Genomic DNA, 15,914 nt, shown 5'->3' on the forward strand with positions numbered 1-15,914 from the left:
CGCGAGGGTGAGCGCGACCATGGGCGCGATCTCACCCATCCGTGACGAACCCGTTGCTGACCCGCGGTGATCAGCGCGGCTGGCGATACAGCGCCGCGCCGGCGGTGACGCCCGCACCGGCGGCGACGAGCAGGATCCGCCCACCCGCCGGCAACGTTTCGATCCCCGGTTCGAGGGCGGCCGCCAACGCGGCCGTGTTCATGCGGTGATCGAATGCCGCGCAGATCTTTTCGGCCGACACGCCGAGCCGCCGGGCCAGCGCGTCGCGGTATCCGGGCCGGGCAGGGGCGGCGACGATCAGGTCGATGTCCGCCAACCGCGCCGACTGCGCGTCCAAGCATGCGCGGGCCGCCTCCGCGGCCGCCGCGGCGAAGCGCTCGTCCATGTCGGGCGACTCGGTGAACCGCAATACGTTGCGGGCGTCCTTGAATCCCACTGTCGCGGTGAACGCCTCGGAATCTTCCCCGTCGGTGTGCACCCACGAGACGCGGCTGAGGCCGTCGTCGTCGTCGGACCATCCGCACAGCATCGCCGCTCCGGCGGCCGAGAACGGGAAGTGCTCGCTCATCCCGTGTCCGGGGTCGGCGTCGCTGGCGACCACCAGCGCGCGCCGGATGGCGTGACTCCGCAGGAACCCGTCCACGATCTGCAGCGCGGTCAGCATTCCGCAGGTGCCGTTGGCGATGTCGAACGAGAAGGTGCCGTGGGCGCCGGCGTGCGGGTCCTCGGGGTTGGCCCCGATATCGTCCTGGATCAGCGCGGCCAGCGCGGGCTCCCCGAGGTTGCGGTCGCGGTAAATCCCGGCATTGACAACGAGATCCAAGTCGGATGCGTTGCAGCCGGCCCGCTTCAGACAGTCCTTGGCGGCGGTGACGGCCAGGTGCAACGCGCTATGGCGACCACGCAGCCGCGCGTGGGAGACGTCGATCCGGTCAATCACTGTGCCCATAGCGGCTCACCACATCCTCGTCCAGGGTCAACAAGACCACGCCGATTTCCAGCCCCGAGGCGAGCGCCAGCAGCGCGATCCTCTCCCCGGGCTTGATCCGTCCGGCCTCGAGCTCCTCGACCAGGGCCACCGTATGGGTCGTCGATGCGGTGTTGCCGTACCGGTCGACGGTGATCACCGCGTCGTGGCGCGGGCTGTCACCAAACACCTCGGTCATCCGCGCCATCCCCTTGCGGATCGCCCTCGCCGAGGTCTGGTGGGTGATCACGTGGTCGATGTCGTGGATCGAGAGGCCCACGGTGTCAAGCACTTCGCTCAGCAGCAGCGGGGTGTTGGCGATCGCGGCCTTCTGGATGGCGCGCGAGTTGGTGAACATCCGGGCGCCGGGGTCGTGCCCCTGCGGATACGCCAGGCAGAGCCGGCTGTAGTCGGCGACCGTCGTGAAGCCGGCCAGGGCGATTCCGGCCGAACCGGCCGGGGCCCGCTCGAGCAGCAGCGCCGCGCCGGCGTCGCCGAGGGTCAGGCAGGCCAGCTCCTTGCTCATGATGTTGCGGATGTGCTGGGCGGCGTTGTGGCTCAGCTGCGAGATGTACTCGCCGCTCACCACGAGGCCGCGCTCGACGACGCCCTGTCTGATCCAGTTGTTCAGGATCGTGACGCCGGTGAGCATGCCCGCGCACGCGTTGGACACGTCGAAAGTCATCGCGTTGTCGGCCCCGATCGCGCGCGCCACGGCGCTGCTCATCGTCGGCTCGAGCCACTGGGTCAGCCCGCCGCGAAACTTGGTGATGCTGCAGCTGATGACCACGTCCAGCTCGGCCGGGTCCTGTTTCGCTGACGCGAGACAGTTCAGCGCCGCCGAGGAGGCCAGGGTGTAGGAGTCCTCATCCCCGGCCGAGATTCGCCGTTCGCGAATGCCGGTCAGCCGCTCCAGGTCGATGTGGGTGTGGTGGCGGGTGGACGCCATCAGCTCGTCGGTCGTCAGCCGGGTCCCGGGCAGATGGCGCCCCGCGCCCGCCACCCGCGCGACGAACGGCGCTTCGTCCGCTCCCCCGGTTTCCATCACCAGCCAATGCCGAGTCATCGGCGCCACCTCCTTTGGTTGCCGGTCACAGGCGGATCTCCAGGACTTCGGTCACCGGACGGCGCGCCGTCCCGCCGACGTGTGAGTCGCGGGCCGGCGACGTGCCGATCCTGATCAATAGTTGTGGCAGCCCGTGGTTTCCGGTCACCTCGCTGATGGCGTCGCGGCTGGCCGCCATCTCGGTCATATGGGTCAGCGTGCAGGTGGCCATCCCGGCCACTGTGCACTCGAGCAAGATCGCCGACAACGCCTCCCCGCATCGCAGCACGTCGAGCGGTGCGTCGCTGCCGGTGGTCAGGACCACGATCTGGGACCGGTCGCGGTCGACTGTGGCGTGGCGGCCGCCCCCGCCCGCCGGGGGAAACACCCTGCCGATGTCGACGCGGGACGACTCCGAGCTGGACACCAGTTCGCTCTGCGGCACACCCATGTCGGCACCGAAGGGTGATGTCCACCAACGCAACTCGTCTTGATAAGAGGTGTCGTACCGACGCAGCGTCTCGGTGAGCCGGGAGGCCTCGGCCAGGGCCGGCCGCGCGTCGTCGGACACGACGTCGAGGCTGACGCCGTACGCTGCGACCGCCCGGCGAAGCGCGGACTGCAGCGAGGGCCAGGCGGCCGGCGGCTGATACGGCAACCGGTCGGTGTGCCGGCGAAGAATCGCGGCCGCGCGCCGCCGCTGCGCTTCCGTGACCGCATGCATCGGCGAAAAACGCACCGACGCAAGATGGTCCGGGTCCTTGGGGTCCGGCAGGCGGTCGGTGACGCTGTCCCACCCGGCGGCGGCCATGGCCACGCGGAGATGGTCGAGCACCGCACCGCAGCTCAGCGTCAATTCCCTGCCGGCCCGGTCCGTGGCGTACACCAGCCGGAAGCGGTCCGCCCGGAGCTGCAGCGTCGGGCCCTCGGCGATCCACCGCCACGGCTGGCTGTTGTGCAGCGAAGGCGCGTGGCAGGCCAGCGTCACGGCGTCACGGATCACCTCGGCATCCGGCGCGTTTTCCCGCATCTCAAACCCCTCGCCCTGCCGCCTGGGTCGCTCGACGCCAGACGTCGAGCGCCTCCTGCACCCCGAGCCCGAGCGGCCGGGAGGTGTCGAGCCGGTGCGCGGTCGGCCAGCCAGCGCCAGACTCTTCGCGCCGGGCCGCCAGCACGGCGGCGATCTCCGGGGTTACCTCGGAGCTGCCCCGCGGTCGCGTCGTGATCCGATCCGCCGCCGTGTCGGGCGTCGCCGAACACAGCAGCTCGACCATCGCCGCATGCGTCCGGCCGGCCAGGCGGCGCGCCTCCGCGCGGTTCCGCGGGTCCAGCCAGGTGCCGTCGAGGATCACCGATCGGCCGCCGGCCAGCAGCCGGCGCGCCCGGTGTAGGACGACTTCGTAGACGGTGGCGACGTTGTTCGGGCTGTACAACCCGGAGTCCAGCACACCGGCGTCCCCGCCGATGGCGCCGGTGTCGCGCAGCTCACGGCGCACGTCGTCGGTGGAAATGATTTGCGCACCAACGTGTTCGGCGAGGTTGCGGGCGACGGTCGACTTGCCGGTCCCCGGGTTTCCGCCGACGAGCGCCAGGCGCACGGTCCCGGCCTCGAGATGACGGGCGGCGATCGCGAGGTGGCGGGCGGCATCGTCCGCGGCCGCCGGTGTGCCCTGCGAAACGCGCACGCAGTCCACCTTGGCCCTGACCCCGGCCCGGTAGGCGATGTAGAAGTCGGTGAGCGCCGGTGGCGGGGCGTCGGCCGCATGCGCCGCGTAGCGCTCAAGGAAGTAGCCGCCGAGGTCCGTGCGGCCCAGGAACTCCAGGTCCATCGCGAGAAAGGCGGCATCGTCGACGCAGTCGACGTAGCGCAGGTTGTCGTCGAACTCGAGGCAGTCGAGCAGGGCCGGCTTGCCGTCGACCCAGAAGATGTCGTCGGCCAGCAGGTCGCCGTGCCCGTCGACGATTCGGTCCTCCTCGCGGCGGCGCGCGAACAGGGCGGCGCGCCCGGCGAGGAACTGCTCGGCCAGGCGCCGCACCAGCGCCACGGATTCGGGCGAGATCCCCATGCCCGGCCGCGCCGCGTAGCGCTCGAGCTCGACCAGGTTGTCGCGCCAGCGGCGCTCGACCGCGGCCGTCTCGCCCTGGGCGCTGATCTGGCGGCCCCGCTCGGCGTGCGCGTGAAAACGCGCCAGCACGGCGGCAATAGCGTCCAGTACGCGCCGCAGGGATTCGTCGGAGTCGCGGCCCACCATGGCCGCCAACCGCTCCTCGTCGTGGTAGCGCCGCATCACCACAAGGGGTTCGGCCGGACCGCCGGCGGGGTCGGTGAGGTGTGCGACGCCGAAATAGCTGTCGGGAGACAGGCGGCTGTTGAGCTCGACCTCCCGCCGGCAGGCCCGCTCGCGCTGCTGCGGCGTGCGGAAGTCGAGGAAGTCGGTCAGCACCGGCTTTTTTGCCTTGAGCGCCCGGTCGCCGACCAGAAACACTATGCCCGTGTGAGTTTCGTGCACGTCGACATAGGGCACGGCAATCCTTGTCGTTGACTCGGTCTCCGTCGCGGTGAACATGTGGCCGTGCGGCCCTAGGACGGCCGGGCCACGATCACGGGCATCCGGATCGAGTGGACGACCGCATTGCTCACCGAACCTAGCAGCATGCCGCTCAAACCGCCCCGGCCGTGGCTGCCCACGACGGTCAGTTGCGCCGACTCGGATTTCTCGATCAGCTGCCGGGCCGGCTGATCACACTCGACCAGCCGGTGCACCGTCACGTCGGGGTATTGTTCCTGCCAGCCCGCAAGGCTTTCGGCCAGACTCCGCTCCGCCTCGGCTTTCACGGCCGCCCAGTCGAGTCCGGGCAGCTCGAAGACGTCGGCGTCGCTCCAGGCGTGCAGCGCCATCAGCTCGACACCGCGGCGCGACGCCTCGTCGAACGCGATGGCCGTCGCGAGGTTGGAGGCGGGTGAACCGTCGACACCCACCAGGACCGGCGCTTGCTGCGGGTGGGGCTTGAGCGGGTCCTCGTCGTGGATGACCGCCACGGGGCAATGCGCGCTGCGCACCACGCTGGAACTCACCGAGCCCAGCAGCAATCTCGCCGCCGCTCCGCGGCCGTTGCTGCCGACCACGACCATCTCCGCGTCGTCGGACAGCGCGACCAGCGTCGGGACGGGTGGTGCGCACCTCAACTCGCTGTCGATCTCGACGGCACGGTCGGTGCTGACGGCTTCCCGGGCGATCTTGACGGCGTGCTCGAGGATCTCGCGGCCCTGTTCCTCCTGCCACACCGCGACGCCCGCCGACACCGGCAGCGGCGGCAGCGTTGGCACCATCGCGTTGACCATGTGGACCACCGTCAGCGGCACATGCCGCATCGCGGCCTCTCGGGCCGCCCAGCAGACCGCCGCGTTCGACGCCCCGGATCCGTCGACGCCGACGACGAGTCTCCCAGGTGCAGGTGCAGACATTTGGATCTCCCTCCGTCACGGGGAACGCTATTGCGCGGACCGTCGGCGATCATGAGGCTTAAGTCCCCAACCGCATGGTCATCAGGCCCCGGTGCGCCGACGAGGGTTGACCCGCGTTCACGCGGTGGCCCATCGTCACAAAGGTGACCGAATGGCCTGCGACCATCGACCGGCGCTACCACGACGCGGTGCTCCTTTCGCTTTGCAGCGTGGTGACCGAGACCCGTTCGGGCGACAAGGAACTGATCGAGGCCCGCGATACGACCGTCCCGTTGCTGCGTCGCCTGCGTGGCGCCGGCATCGCCACCGCCGTGTACTCGTCCACCCGCGACTGCGCGGCGGTACTGCGCGCCGCGGGGCTCGGCGGGCTGGTCCGCGTGGTCGCCGACGGCCCCGTGAAGCGGGAAGCGGCCGCCTTCACCGAGATCGCGAAGCGGCTGGGCGCGCGGCCCGTTCGCTGCGCGGTCATCGATTGTGACGCGGACGGCGTCACGGCGGGCCGGGACGGCGGCTTCCGCCTCATCATCGGACTCGAGCGCAACGGCGGTGCGGACGAGCTGCAGTCCGCCGGGGCCGACACCGTCGTCGCCGACCTCGCGGAGATCACCGTGCGTGACTTCGGCAGCGCCCTGTCATCGATCGCCGACGCGCTGCAGGTCTACGGCCAGGTTAAGGCCCTGGCGCTGACCCGGCGACCGGCGGTGTTCCTGGACTTCGACGGCACCCTGTCCGACATCGTCGACCGACCGGAGGGCGCGACGCTGATCGACGGTGCCGCCGACGCGCTGTCGGCACTGGCGGCGCTGTGCCCGGTCGCGGTCATCAGTGGCCGGGATCTGGACGACGTGCGCGCCCGGGTCGACGTCGACGGCCTGTGGTACGCGGGCAGCCACGGCTTCGAACTGCGCGCACCGGACGGCACGCACCACGAGAATGCGGCCGCCGCCGGGGCCACGGACTCCTTGTCGGGAGCGGCATCCCAGCTGGCGGACACGTTGCGCGGCGTGCCGGGAATCTTCATCGAACACAAGCGGTTTGCCGTCGCCGTCCACTACCGCAACGCAGACCCGCAGGAGGCGGACCGGGTGGTCGCGGTGGTGCACCAGATCGGCCGCCAGGCCGGGCTGCGGGTCACCACCGGCCGCAAACTCGTCGAGCTCCGACCGGACGTCGACTGGAACAAGGGCAAGGCCGTCAACTGGCTGCTCGAAAGGATCGCGGACGGCGAGGCCCCGGTCGATTCCCGGGCCGAATTGCCGATCTACATCGGCGATGACATCACCGATGAAGACGCCTTCGGCGCCATCCACTTCGACGGCGTGGGAATCGTGGTGCGTCACGACGAGGACGGAGACCGGCCTTCGGCCGCCCTGTTCAGTCTCGAAAGCCCCTTGGCAGTGCGCGAATTCATCGCACGGCTGGCCGGGGATCTGAGGGAGCAGGCCGCCGCGCGCGGGGGCCCGTGGGAACTGGTCTACGAGGGTTACGACCCCCGACAGGAGCGGCTGCGCGAATCGCTGTGCACGGTGGGCAACGGGTACGTCGGCACCCGAGGCTGCGCCCCGGAGGCGACGGCGTCGGAGTCGCATTACCCGGGCACGTACGGTGCCGGCGTCTACAACGAGCTGTCGGACCGGATCGCGGGCCGCACCATCGAGAACGAGAGCCTGGTCAACCTGCCGAATTGGCTGTCGCTGACGTTCCGCATCGACGGCGGCCCCTGGTTCCACGTCGATGACGCCCGGTTGTCGTTCTACCGGCAGACATTCGACCTGCGCGACGCGACGCTCACGCGTACGCTGCGATTCCGCGACGGCGCCGGGCGCGTCACCGCGCTGACGCAGCAACGGTTTGCGTCCATGCATTCCTCGCATGTGCTCGCCATGCGGACCACGTTGACGGCCGAGAACTGGTCGGGCACCGTCGAATTCCGGTCGCTACTGGACGCGACCGTGCAGAACACGATGGTGGAACGCTACCGGTCGCTCTCGAGCACGCACCTCGTCGGATCGACGATCGATGAGATCGCGCCGGACTCGGTCATTCTGCGGACTCAGACGTCGCAGTCGGCCAACGCGATAGCGATGGCCCCCCCCAGCACCGGGTGGCTGGAGGACATGCCCGCCGACGCGGAATACGTCCCCGTCCGGGAACCCGACCGGGGCGGTCATGACATCCGGGTGGAAATGTCCGCGGGGCAGTCGATCACCTGCGAGAAGGTCGCGACGATCTTCACCGGGCGTGATCCCGCCATATCGGAACCGGCGAGCGCCGCGCTGCAACAGCTCGTCGCCGCGGGACGATACGGGGAACTGCACGACCAGCACGCCGGCGCGTGGACGCGGCTGTGGGAACAGTGCAACATCGGCCTGGCCGACAGCGATGACGCGCTGCGGGTGTTGCGGCTGCATTTCGTGCACCTGCTACAGACGATCTCGCCACACACCGCCGAGCTCGACGCGGGCGTGCCGGCCCGGGGCCTGCACGGCGAGGCCTACCGGGGGCACATCTTCTGGGATTCGCTGTTCGTGTCTCCGGTGCTGAATTTCCGCATGCCGAACGTGTCGCGGTCGTTGCTGCTCTACCGCTACCGGCGGCTCCCCCAGGCGCGCCTGGCCGCGCGCCGGGCCGGCTACCTCGGCGCCATGTACCCGTGGCAATCCGGCAGCGACGGGCGGGAGGCCAGCCAGCAACTCCACCTCAACCCGCAGTCGGGCAGGTGGAACCCGGACGCCAGCGCGCGCGCCCACCATGTCGGCCTCGCCATCGCCTACAACGCGTGGCAGCACTACCAGGTCACCGGCGACCGCCAGTTCCTCATCGACTACGGCGCTGAGATGCTGGTCGAGATCGCGCGATTTTGGGTGGGCCTGGCCACCTTCGACGACAGCCGGGGCCGCTACGCCATCCGCGGGATCATCGGGCCCGACGAGTTCCACTCCGGCTATCCCGGCAAGGAATACGACGGTATCGACAACAACGCGTACACCAACGTGATGGCGGTGTGGGTGATCATGCGGGCGATGGACGCGCTGGACCTGTTGCCGCTCCGGGACCGGCTCGACCTGGTCGCGAAGATCGCTTTGACCTCCGATGAGCTCGATCGCTGGGACCACGTGACGCGCCGGATGTTCGTGCCGTTCCACGACGGGGTGATCAGCCAGTTCGAAGGCTATTCGGAGCTCGAGGAATTGGATTGGGAGCGCTATCGGCAGCGGTATGAGAACATCCAGCGGCTCGACCGCATCCTCGAGGCCGAGAACGACAGCGTCAACAATTACAAGGCGTCCAAGCAGGCCGACGCACTGATGTTGTTCTATCTGCTGTCCTCCGAAGAGCTGCTGGGGCTGTTCGGCCGCCTGGGTTACCGATTCGCACCGGAGCAGATCCCCAAGACGATCGATTACTACCTCGCGCGGACCTCCGACGGGTCGACACTCAGCTCGCTGGTCCATTCATGGGTTGTCGCGCGCGCCAACCGGCGCCACGCCATGAAGTACTTCGTCCAGGTGCTGGCGTCCGACGTCGCCGACATCCAGGGCGGTACGACGTCGGAGGGCATCCACCTGGCGGCCATGGCCGGCAGCATCGACCTGCTGCAGCGGTGTTTCACCGGGCTGGAAACGCGCGACGACCGGCTCGTGTTGGGGCCCCACTGGCCCAAAGCCCTGGGCCCGATCGAGTTCGCATTCGTGTACCGCGGTCAACGCCTGCACCTCCGCATCAGCGGCCGGGCCGGCGCGTTGACGTCCGAGGCCGGCAATGCCGAGGCCATCGACGTCGAATGCCGCGGTCGGGTACACCATCTGGAGCCCGGCCGCACGGTCGAAGTCGCCTGACGCGGGGATTCGGGCCATCTTCGGGTGACCATTGCCCCCAAACGGGGGCCGAACGGCCCTCCGCACACCCCGCTTGCGCCGAATAACGTCGGCGGTGGCGGGACCGGGAGTGTCCCCCCTGGCCAATCAAGCCAATCAATCGGGAGGACGCGATGAATCATCCGCAGCCATCGGAGCGGATCGTGGTGGGGATCGACGGCTCGACCGCCGCGATCAACGCGGCGAAGTGGGCGGCGGCCGAGGCGGTCAGCCGGAACGTGCCGCTGCGGCTGGTCCAGGCCGTGCCCGAACGGTGCGCGGACGAAGGCATGGATGATGGCAGCCTCGAGGTGCAGTACGCCGAGTCCGCGCTGCGCGACGCCGACGCGGCGCTGCAGGCCACGGGCGAGCCGGTCAAAGTCGAGTGCGGCATCGTCCGCGGCACCCCGGAGGGTGCTCTGATCGCCGAATCCCACGACGCCGCACTGGTGTGCATCGGATCGGTGGGAATCGGACGCATCGCCAGCAAGGTCCTCGGTTCCACCGCCGACGCGGTGGCCCGTAACGCCCACTGCCCGGTCGCCATCGTCCGCACCGATCACCAGCCCGCGCCGAGCGCCGACGACGGGCCCGGGTGGGTCGCCGTGGTCGTCGACGAATCGCCCGGCAACGACGCGGTGCTCGAACACGGCTTCCGCGAGGCGCACCTGCGTTCGGCGCCGATCCTGGCGATGGGGGTGTGGCGTTGGGGGCTGGGCGAGATTCCCTACGGCCAGCTGGAAGACCGCCTCGGCCCCTGGGTGACCAGGTATCCACAGGTGCACGTCATGCCGGCGGCCGCGCGACGCGGCGCGGCCGAATTCCTGGCCCACACGCAGGAATCCGTGCAGCTCGCGGTGGTGGGCGACGAGGACGCGGACAAGGTGGCGCGGATGGTCGGCCCCTCCGGGCCGCGCATGACCGGGCGGACCGGTTGCTCGGTCCTGGTCGTCCGCCGGTGAGCGAGGCTGGCGAACTAATCGCCGAACGTGGGCCCTATGCATGAAACCACCGCTCAAATCCCTACTTAGGGCCCACGTTCGGCGCATCGCAGCTACGCCGGTGGCATCCCGGCGATCAACGGGGTGTCGACGCCCACCCTGCCGACACCGGCGGCACCGCCCGGCGAACCCAGCGGGGTGTCCCGCCCGGGCAGCGGCTCACTGAAGAAGGCGGCGTTGTCGGCCAGGTGGCGGAGTTGATCTTCGGGCAGGTCACCCTCCCAATAGATCGCCTCCACGCGGCAGGCCGATTGGCAGGCGCCGCAATCGACGCACTCGTCGGGATTGATGTAGAGGCTCCGGGCGCCCTCGTAGATGCAGTCGACCGGGCATTCCTGCACACAGGAGCCGTCCACCACGTCGACACACGCCGCGCTGATCACATAAGTCATAACCTGCGACGGTAGCCAGCCGACCGCACCGCATGCGTCTGCCGAACGGCCTCGATACCCGGGACCAAAGGCCCTGCCCCGCTACGCCTTACGGACGACGATCACCGGCACTTTCACCGCCTGGGCGACGGCGGAGCTGACCGATCCCAGCAGCATGCCGGGGAACCCGCCGCGACCATGGCTGCCGACCACCACCAGTTGCGCGCGCTCGGATTCCTTGACCAACCACTGGGATGGCTTGTCGCAGTAAAGCAGCCGGTGCACGTGCACGTCTGGATACTGCTCCTGCCAGCCGGCCAGTCGTTCGGCGAGGATCTCCTGCCCCTCCTTCTCACGGTCGCGCCAGTCCATGCCGAGGATCGGGAACACCCCGACGTCGCTCCACACGTGCAGTGCCAGCAGGTCGACGCCTCGGCGCGAGGCCTCGTCGAACGCCAGGGCGGTCGCGGCTTCGGACGCCGGCGACCCGTCGACGCCCAACAGCACGGGCGCGCCCGGTTCGGGGGCCGTGGCCTCCTCGGAGTGGATCACCGCGACCGGACAGTGCGCGTAGTGGATCAGCCCGGTCGTCACCGAGCCCAGCAGCAGGCGGCCCAGCGCCCCCAGCCCCTGGCTGCCGGTCACAACGATCCACGCCTGTTTCGAGGCCTCGATCAACGCCGGGACCACACCGGAATACACCGTCTCGGTGCGGATCTCCAGGTGCTCGGTGTCGCCCAGACTGGCGGTCAGGGTCTTGCGCGCGCGGTCCATGACCTGACGCGCGTCGTCCTGCTGCCACTCGGGCATGTCCTCGTACAGCTGGCCCACCGGCCAGCCGACCACCACCGGCGGGACGGCGTGCATCAGCGTGATCGGCAGCCCGCGCAAGCTGGCCTCGCGGGCGCCCCAGGCGACCGCGGCGTCGGACGCCGCCGAGCCGTCGACGCATACCAATACGCCGTAGTTGCCTGAATTCTCTGCCATTTCGCGCTCCTTGCTACGAGATCTCTTCGGGAAGCTCGACTTCCAGGTGGCGAATCGACCCGTCCGGCGGATCGCTGTGCCAACCGAGTTCGAAGAAGACGGTGAGCATCAGGTGGTTCTCTCCCAGGACGTCCGCGGCGAAGCGCTCCACCCCGTTGGCCCGCGCGATCCGGCCGAGGTGTTTGAGCAGGGCGGTCCCCACCCCCAGAGAGTGGTCCTGGTGGGCCACCACGACGGCGACCTCGGCGACCCGCGGCTGGTCGCGCACGACTGTGTAATGCGCGATCCCGATCAGCCGGTCGCCGTCGAACGCGCCCAGCGCGTACGACCCGTCGGCGGCCCCGGTCAGCTTGCCGACCAGATCAGGCAGCCCGATGGGTTGCAACGTGAAGAACCGGAAGTACCGATCGTGGTCGGACAGGTGCTCGTGGAGCGCGAACACGGCCTCGGCGTCGCCAGAGCCCAGCCGCCGCAACGACACCAGCCGCCCGTCGAGCAGCCGGGCGCTGGCCCCCCGCACCGCCTGGTCACTCATGGTCCATGACGCTATTCGGGATCGGCGCGCTCCGGGAGGGGTCGTTGGGCCTCAGCGGGCGGCCATTGGTCCCGGCAGGTTAAACGTCAGGAATCGGTGAGCGGGGCAATCCAGTGCACCCGGGCACCGCCCTCGGGCGGGTTGGTGATCTCACAGTCGCCGCCGAGTTGTTCGGCGCGGTGCTTCATGTTGGCCAGGCCGCTGTGCCGCGAATTGCCGTCGGGGATGCCGCAGCCGTTGTCGCTGATGTCGAGGATGAACATGTCGGCCACATTGATCTCGACGGTCAGGCGCGACCCGCCGGAGTGCCGAAGCGCGTTGCTGATGGCCTCCGCGGTGACGGCCTCGGCGTGCTCGGCGACCTGACCCCCCACCGCCGTCATCGGTCCATGCATGCGCACGGTGGTCACGATGTCCCGGTTCTCGGTGAGGTCGGCGATCACCCGCTGGATCCGCTGCCGGAAGTCGCCGTTCTTCCCCGACGGGGCCTTGAGCTGGAAGATCGTGGTGCGGATCTCCTCGATGATGGTCTGCAGATCGTCGAGCGTTCGGTTGAGCCGGTCGGCGACCTCGGGCGAGCGTGCCCGGGCCAGCGTGCCCTGAAGATCCATGCCGGCGGCGAACAGCCGCTGGATGACGTGGTCGTGCAGGTCGTGCGCGATGCGTTCCCGTTCGGCGAGGATGGTGAGCCGCCGGGCGTCGTCGCGGGCCGACGCCAGCACGAGCGCCATCGCGGCGTGCGTGGCGAAGTCTCTCACCAGGTCGAGGTAGCTCTCGCTGAACGGCGGCGAGTCGACGCCACGGGCGATCACGATCACGCCCGCGACCCGGTCGTGGGCGCGCAGCGGCATCAGGATGGCCGGGCGCTGGCCGACATCGGTGAACGCCTCGATCGGATAGCGCAGGGCCTCGGTGATGAGCGGCTCGCCGGAGCGGAACACCGTGCCGCTCGTCGACCCCTCCACCGGGATCCGCTGGCCGATCACCTCGTCGGCGTGCACGCCGACCGCGGCGGACACCACCAGCGTCTCGACCTCGTCATCGGGCACGTCGGCCTCGGCGGTCATCAGCACGATCGCCTGTTCGGCGTCGGTCAGCATGCGCGCGCGTTCGGCGATCAGCTGCAGCGGGCGCCGGTGCGGCTCGGCACTGGACAGCAGCGCGGTCGTGATCTCGCGGCTGGCCTGCATCCACTTCGCCACCGTCCGCTCGCGTTCGAAGAGCCGCGCGTTGTCGATCGCGACGGCGGCCGCGAATGCCAGCGCGCGGGCGGCCACCTCGTCGGATTCGGAGAAGACCCGCTGCGGCTCGACGTGGGTCAGGTAGATGTTGCCGAACACTATGCCGCGAACGGTGATCGGCACCGTGAGGAACGCCCGCATGGGCGGGTGGTGTTCGGGGAACCCGACGGCGGCCGGATGCGTCGTCAAATCGTCCATCCGCAGCGCCGGCGTGTCGAAGATGGACAGGCTGAGCAGGCCTTTCCCGACCGGCAGGTGCCCGATGCGCTCGACCGTCTCGGCGTCCATGCCGTCGTGGACGAAGGAGAGCAGGTTGCCCTCGGGATCGCGCACGGCCAGCGCGCCGTACGGGGCGGCGGTCAGTTCCCGGGCCGCGGTGATGATCCGGCGCAGCGTGGCGTCGAGGTCGAGGTCCGATCCGATCTCAACAAAGACGCCGAGCAGCTGCTCCATCTGGTCGCGAGCGGCGAGCAACTCGTCGAGCTGCGCATGCATCCTGCTGACCAGCCCGCGCTGACCGAGTCCGGCGAAGGCCGAGCTGCGTTCATCGTTAGCCACCCGACCCGATACCTCCAAGACACCTTCGGCCGTCCCGGCAGCTTTCGTTATGCGGAATGTCAAGTACACAACGCGAAGATGCTCTTACAGCTTAGCCCTGACCCAGTCAGCTTCCCAATATGAGGGCCGCGCCGTCAACCGCGTGTTTAGGACCGCGACCAGCAACGATGCCGGGCGTGCGCCGATCAGTCCGCAGGCGCGTCCGCCGAGTTGCCCGGCTGACCGGACCGCTGGTCCAGCCGTGACGCGAAAACCGCGGCCTGCGTTCGCCGCTCCATTCCAAGCTTCGCCAGCAAACGGGAAACGTAATTTTTCACCGTCTTCTCGGCGAGAAACATCCGCGCCGCGATCTGCCTGTTGGTCAATCCTTCGCTCAAAAGCCCGAGGAGCGTGCGTTCCTGTTCGGTCAGCCCGGACAGCGGGTCCTCGCGCTCCGCCGCACCGCGCAGCTTCGCCATCAGCGCGGCCGCCGCCCGGTTGTCGAGCAGCGACTTTCCGGCGCCGACCTCCTTGATCGCGTGGGCGAGCTCCATGCCCTTGATGTCCTTGACGACGTAGCCGCTGGCACCGGCCAGGATCGCCTCGAGCATCGCCTCGTCGGAGGTGAACGACGTCAGCATGAGGCAGCGCAGGTCCGGGTGGTCGGACACCAGGTCCCGGCACAACTCGATCCCGTTCCCGTCGGGAAGTCGCACGTCGAGCACGGCGACGTCGGGTTTGAGGGCGGGAATCCGGGCCTTCGCCTCGGAAACCGACCCCGCCTCGCCGACGATCTCGAGCTCGCTGTCGGCTGCGAGGAGGTCGGCGAGCCCACGTCGGACCACTTCGTGGTCGTCGACCAGGAAAACCTTAACCATGAGGAGCCCTTCCTGCCGGCCGCGCGTAGCCACGGTCATCGGGGCGGCCGGACCGATGTCAACTCAATATTGCATATCTTCATCATTGCTCGGTCTCACATATGTTGCCGGTTGACGATGAGCAGCGAACAGTCCGCGTCCTGCAATATCGCGCTGCCGGCCGGTCCGACGAGCTCGTCGAGGCGCTGCCGGTTCTGGGAACCGACGACGATCAGGGTCACCGACCGGCGGTGGCCGGCGACATATTCCAGCAGGCCACCGTGTATCGCCACGGTGGCCACCCGCAGCCCCGGGTGACGTCGTTTCCAGGTCGCGAGCCGGCGATCCAGGCCCGCGAGGGCCCGCCGGTCGCTTTCGGTGTCGGCCACTCCGTTGTCGTCGAGCGGTCGCCGGCACACGATCGCCTGGAGGGTTGCGTCGCGCGCCAGCGCCTCGTCCACGGCGGCGCCCAGCAGGACGCCGTTGTCGGGCGATCCGTCGAGTTCCACCGCGATCCGTTCCCGGTTGTCGCCAAGGTGATTGTCGCGTCCGCGGATGATCGCCACGGGACACCGCGCCGACACGGCCAGCGCGGCCGCCGTGGAACCCACCCGGCCGGGCCGGAAGTGCCGCAATCCCACCGCGCCCACACACACCATGACCGCCGACGCCGAGGCGCGGATCAGCGACCCGACCGCCGCCCCGTGGACAACCTCCGTTTCCAGCTTCACGGACTTGCCGGTGGCCTCGACGGCGCTGCGCGCCTGGCGCACCGCCACGTCCGCGGTTGCGTGCATTTCGTCCTGCTCGATGACGCACAGCAGCCGCAGCGGAACATCGCGGCTCACGGCCTCGCCGGTCGCCCAGAGCGCCGCCCGGATCGCCGCCTTGGAGCCGTCGATCCCGACGACCACCGGTTGGGGCTGGGCTGACGGATTCATGGGGCCTGCGGCTCCTAGGGCATGTCTGACAAACGTCGGGTCCAGGCGACGATGGCGTTGAGAACGGCTGCGCCGCGGTAGACGATGGCGAGTTTGTCGTAGCGGGTAG

At 69.3% G+C, this 15,914-nt stretch carries 13 protein-coding genes; 2 read left to right on the forward strand and 11 right to left on the reverse strand.

From position 1 onward, the window contains the following. Positions 1-70: 70 nt before the first annotated feature. From SKC42_RS07045 to SKC42_RS07065, 5 genes are read right to left on the reverse strand one after another with little or no spacing between them, the layout of a single operon-like run. Positions 71-949, reverse strand: a complete 879-nt coding sequence (locus SKC42_RS07045; RefSeq protein WP_330963559.1) for a 3-oxoacyl-[acyl-carrier-protein] synthase III C-terminal domain-containing protein — start codon at positions 947-949, stop codon at positions 71-73. After that, on the reverse strand, positions 933-2,033 hold the full coding sequence (locus SKC42_RS07050; RefSeq protein WP_330963560.1) for a 3-oxoacyl-ACP synthase III family protein: 1,101 nt from the start codon (positions 2,031-2,033) through the stop codon (positions 933-935). The genes SKC42_RS07045 and SKC42_RS07050 overlap by 17 nt, the downstream gene beginning before the upstream one ends. Positions 2,034-2,058: 25 nt before the next feature. Continuing rightward, positions 2,059-3,042: an Acg family FMN-binding oxidoreductase gene (locus SKC42_RS07055; protein ID WP_330963561.1), complete on the reverse strand. Its 984-nt coding sequence runs from the start codon at positions 3,040-3,042 to the stop codon at positions 2,059-2,061. A gap of 1 nt (position 3,043) precedes the next feature. After that, the gene (locus tag SKC42_RS07060) at positions 3,044-4,579 is read right to left on the reverse strand and encodes a bifunctional aminoglycoside phosphotransferase/ATP-binding protein (protein WP_330963562.1); all 1,536 of its coding nucleotides are present in this window, start codon (positions 4,577-4,579) and stop codon (positions 3,044-3,046) included. 14 nt (positions 4,580-4,593) lie between these two features. After that, positions 4,594-5,478 carry a universal stress protein gene (locus tag SKC42_RS07065; RefSeq protein ID WP_330963563.1) on the reverse strand — a complete coding sequence of 295 codons (885 nt, stop codon included), beginning with the start codon at positions 5,476-5,478 and terminating at the stop codon, positions 4,594-4,596. 143 nt (positions 5,479-5,621) lie between these two features. On the opposite strand from SKC42_RS07065, the gene otsB reads away from it, so the two are divergent. Next, positions 5,622-9,317 carry a trehalose-phosphatase gene (gene otsB, locus SKC42_RS07070; protein WP_330963564.1) on the forward strand — a complete coding sequence of 1,232 codons (3,696 nt, stop codon included), beginning with the start codon at positions 5,622-5,624 and terminating at the stop codon, positions 9,315-9,317. 152 nt (positions 9,318-9,469) lie between these two features. Continuing rightward, entirely contained in the window at positions 9,470-10,297 is an 828-nt protein-coding gene (locus SKC42_RS07075) for a universal stress protein (RefSeq protein WP_330963565.1), read from the forward strand. Between the two features lie 92 nt (positions 10,298-10,389). Here SKC42_RS07075 and fdxA read toward each other — a convergent pair whose 3' ends face one another. From fdxA to SKC42_RS07105, 6 genes are all read right to left on the reverse strand, one after another. Beyond that, entirely contained in the window at positions 10,390-10,728 is a 339-nt protein-coding gene (gene fdxA / locus SKC42_RS07080) for a ferredoxin (RefSeq protein ID WP_330963566.1), read from the reverse strand. A gap of 81 nt (positions 10,729-10,809) precedes the next feature. Beyond that, positions 10,810-11,694 (reverse strand): universal stress protein, encoded by an 885-nt coding sequence (locus SKC42_RS07085; RefSeq protein ID WP_330963567.1) that lies wholly within the window; start codon positions 11,692-11,694, stop codon positions 10,810-10,812. A gap of 13 nt (positions 11,695-11,707) precedes the next feature. After that, positions 11,708-12,229, reverse strand: a complete 522-nt coding sequence (locus tag SKC42_RS07090; RefSeq protein ID WP_330963568.1) for a GNAT family N-acetyltransferase — start codon at positions 12,227-12,229, stop codon at positions 11,708-11,710. An 86-nt stretch (positions 12,230-12,315) separates the two neighbouring features. After that, a complete protein-coding gene (locus tag SKC42_RS07095; RefSeq protein WP_330963606.1) occupies positions 12,316-13,965 on the reverse strand; it encodes a GAF domain-containing sensor histidine kinase in 1,650 nt (549 codons plus the stop codon). 248 nt (positions 13,966-14,213) lie between these two features. Continuing rightward, entirely contained in the window at positions 14,214-14,885 is a 672-nt protein-coding gene (dosR, locus tag SKC42_RS07100) for a hypoxia response regulator transcription factor DosR/DevR (RefSeq protein WP_330963569.1), read from the reverse strand. A 95-nt stretch (positions 14,886-14,980) separates the two neighbouring features. After that, positions 14,981-15,805, reverse strand: coding sequence for a universal stress protein (locus SKC42_RS07105; RefSeq protein ID WP_330963570.1), 825 nt, complete (start codon positions 15,803-15,805; stop codon positions 14,981-14,983). Between the last annotated feature and the right edge of the window lie 109 nt (positions 15,806-15,914).

The sequence above is a fragment of the Mycobacterium sp. 050134 genome (genome assembly GCF_036409085.1).
GTDB lineage: Bacteria > Actinomycetota > Actinomycetes > Mycobacteriales > Mycobacteriaceae > Mycobacterium.

Coding starts and splice junctions, on each gene's coding strand:
- SKC42_RS07085 (WP_330963567.1), bottom strand. CDS start 11,694: ATGGCAGAGAATTCAGGCAACTACGGCGTATTGGTATGCGTCGACGGC.
- SKC42_RS07090 (WP_330963568.1), bottom strand. CDS start 12,229: ATGAGTGACCAGGCGGTGCGGGGGGCCAGCGCCCGGCTGCTCGACGGG.
- SKC42_RS07065 (WP_330963563.1), bottom strand. CDS start 5,478: ATGTCTGCACCTGCACCTGGGAGACTCGTCGTCGGCGTCGACGGATCC.
- SKC42_RS07050 (WP_330963560.1), bottom strand. CDS start 2,033: ATGACTCGGCATTGGCTGGTGATGGAAACCGGGGGAGCGGACGAAGCG.
- SKC42_RS07060 (WP_330963562.1), bottom strand. CDS start 4,579: ATGTTCACCGCGACGGAGACCGAGTCAACGACAAGGATTGCCGTGCCC.
- SKC42_RS07075 (WP_330963565.1), top strand. CDS start 9,470: ATGAATCATCCGCAGCCATCGGAGCGGATCGTGGTGGGGATCGACGGC.
- SKC42_RS07045 (WP_330963559.1), bottom strand. CDS start 949: ATGGGCACAGTGATTGACCGGATCGACGTCTCCCACGCGCGGCTGCGT.
- SKC42_RS07095 (WP_330963606.1), bottom strand. CDS start 13,965: ATGCATGCGCAGCTCGACGAGTTGCTCGCCGCTCGCGACCAGATGGAG.
- SKC42_RS07055 (WP_330963561.1), bottom strand. CDS start 3,042: ATGCGGGAAAACGCGCCGGATGCCGAGGTGATCCGTGACGCCGTGACG.
- fdxA (WP_330963566.1), bottom strand. CDS start 10,728: ATGACTTATGTGATCAGCGCGGCGTGTGTCGACGTGGTGGACGGCTCC.
- dosR (WP_330963569.1), bottom strand. CDS start 14,885: ATGGTTAAGGTTTTCCTGGTCGACGACCACGAAGTGGTCCGACGTGGG.
- SKC42_RS07105 (WP_330963570.1), bottom strand. CDS start 15,805: ATGAATCCGTCAGCCCAGCCCCAACCGGTGGTCGTCGGGATCGACGGC.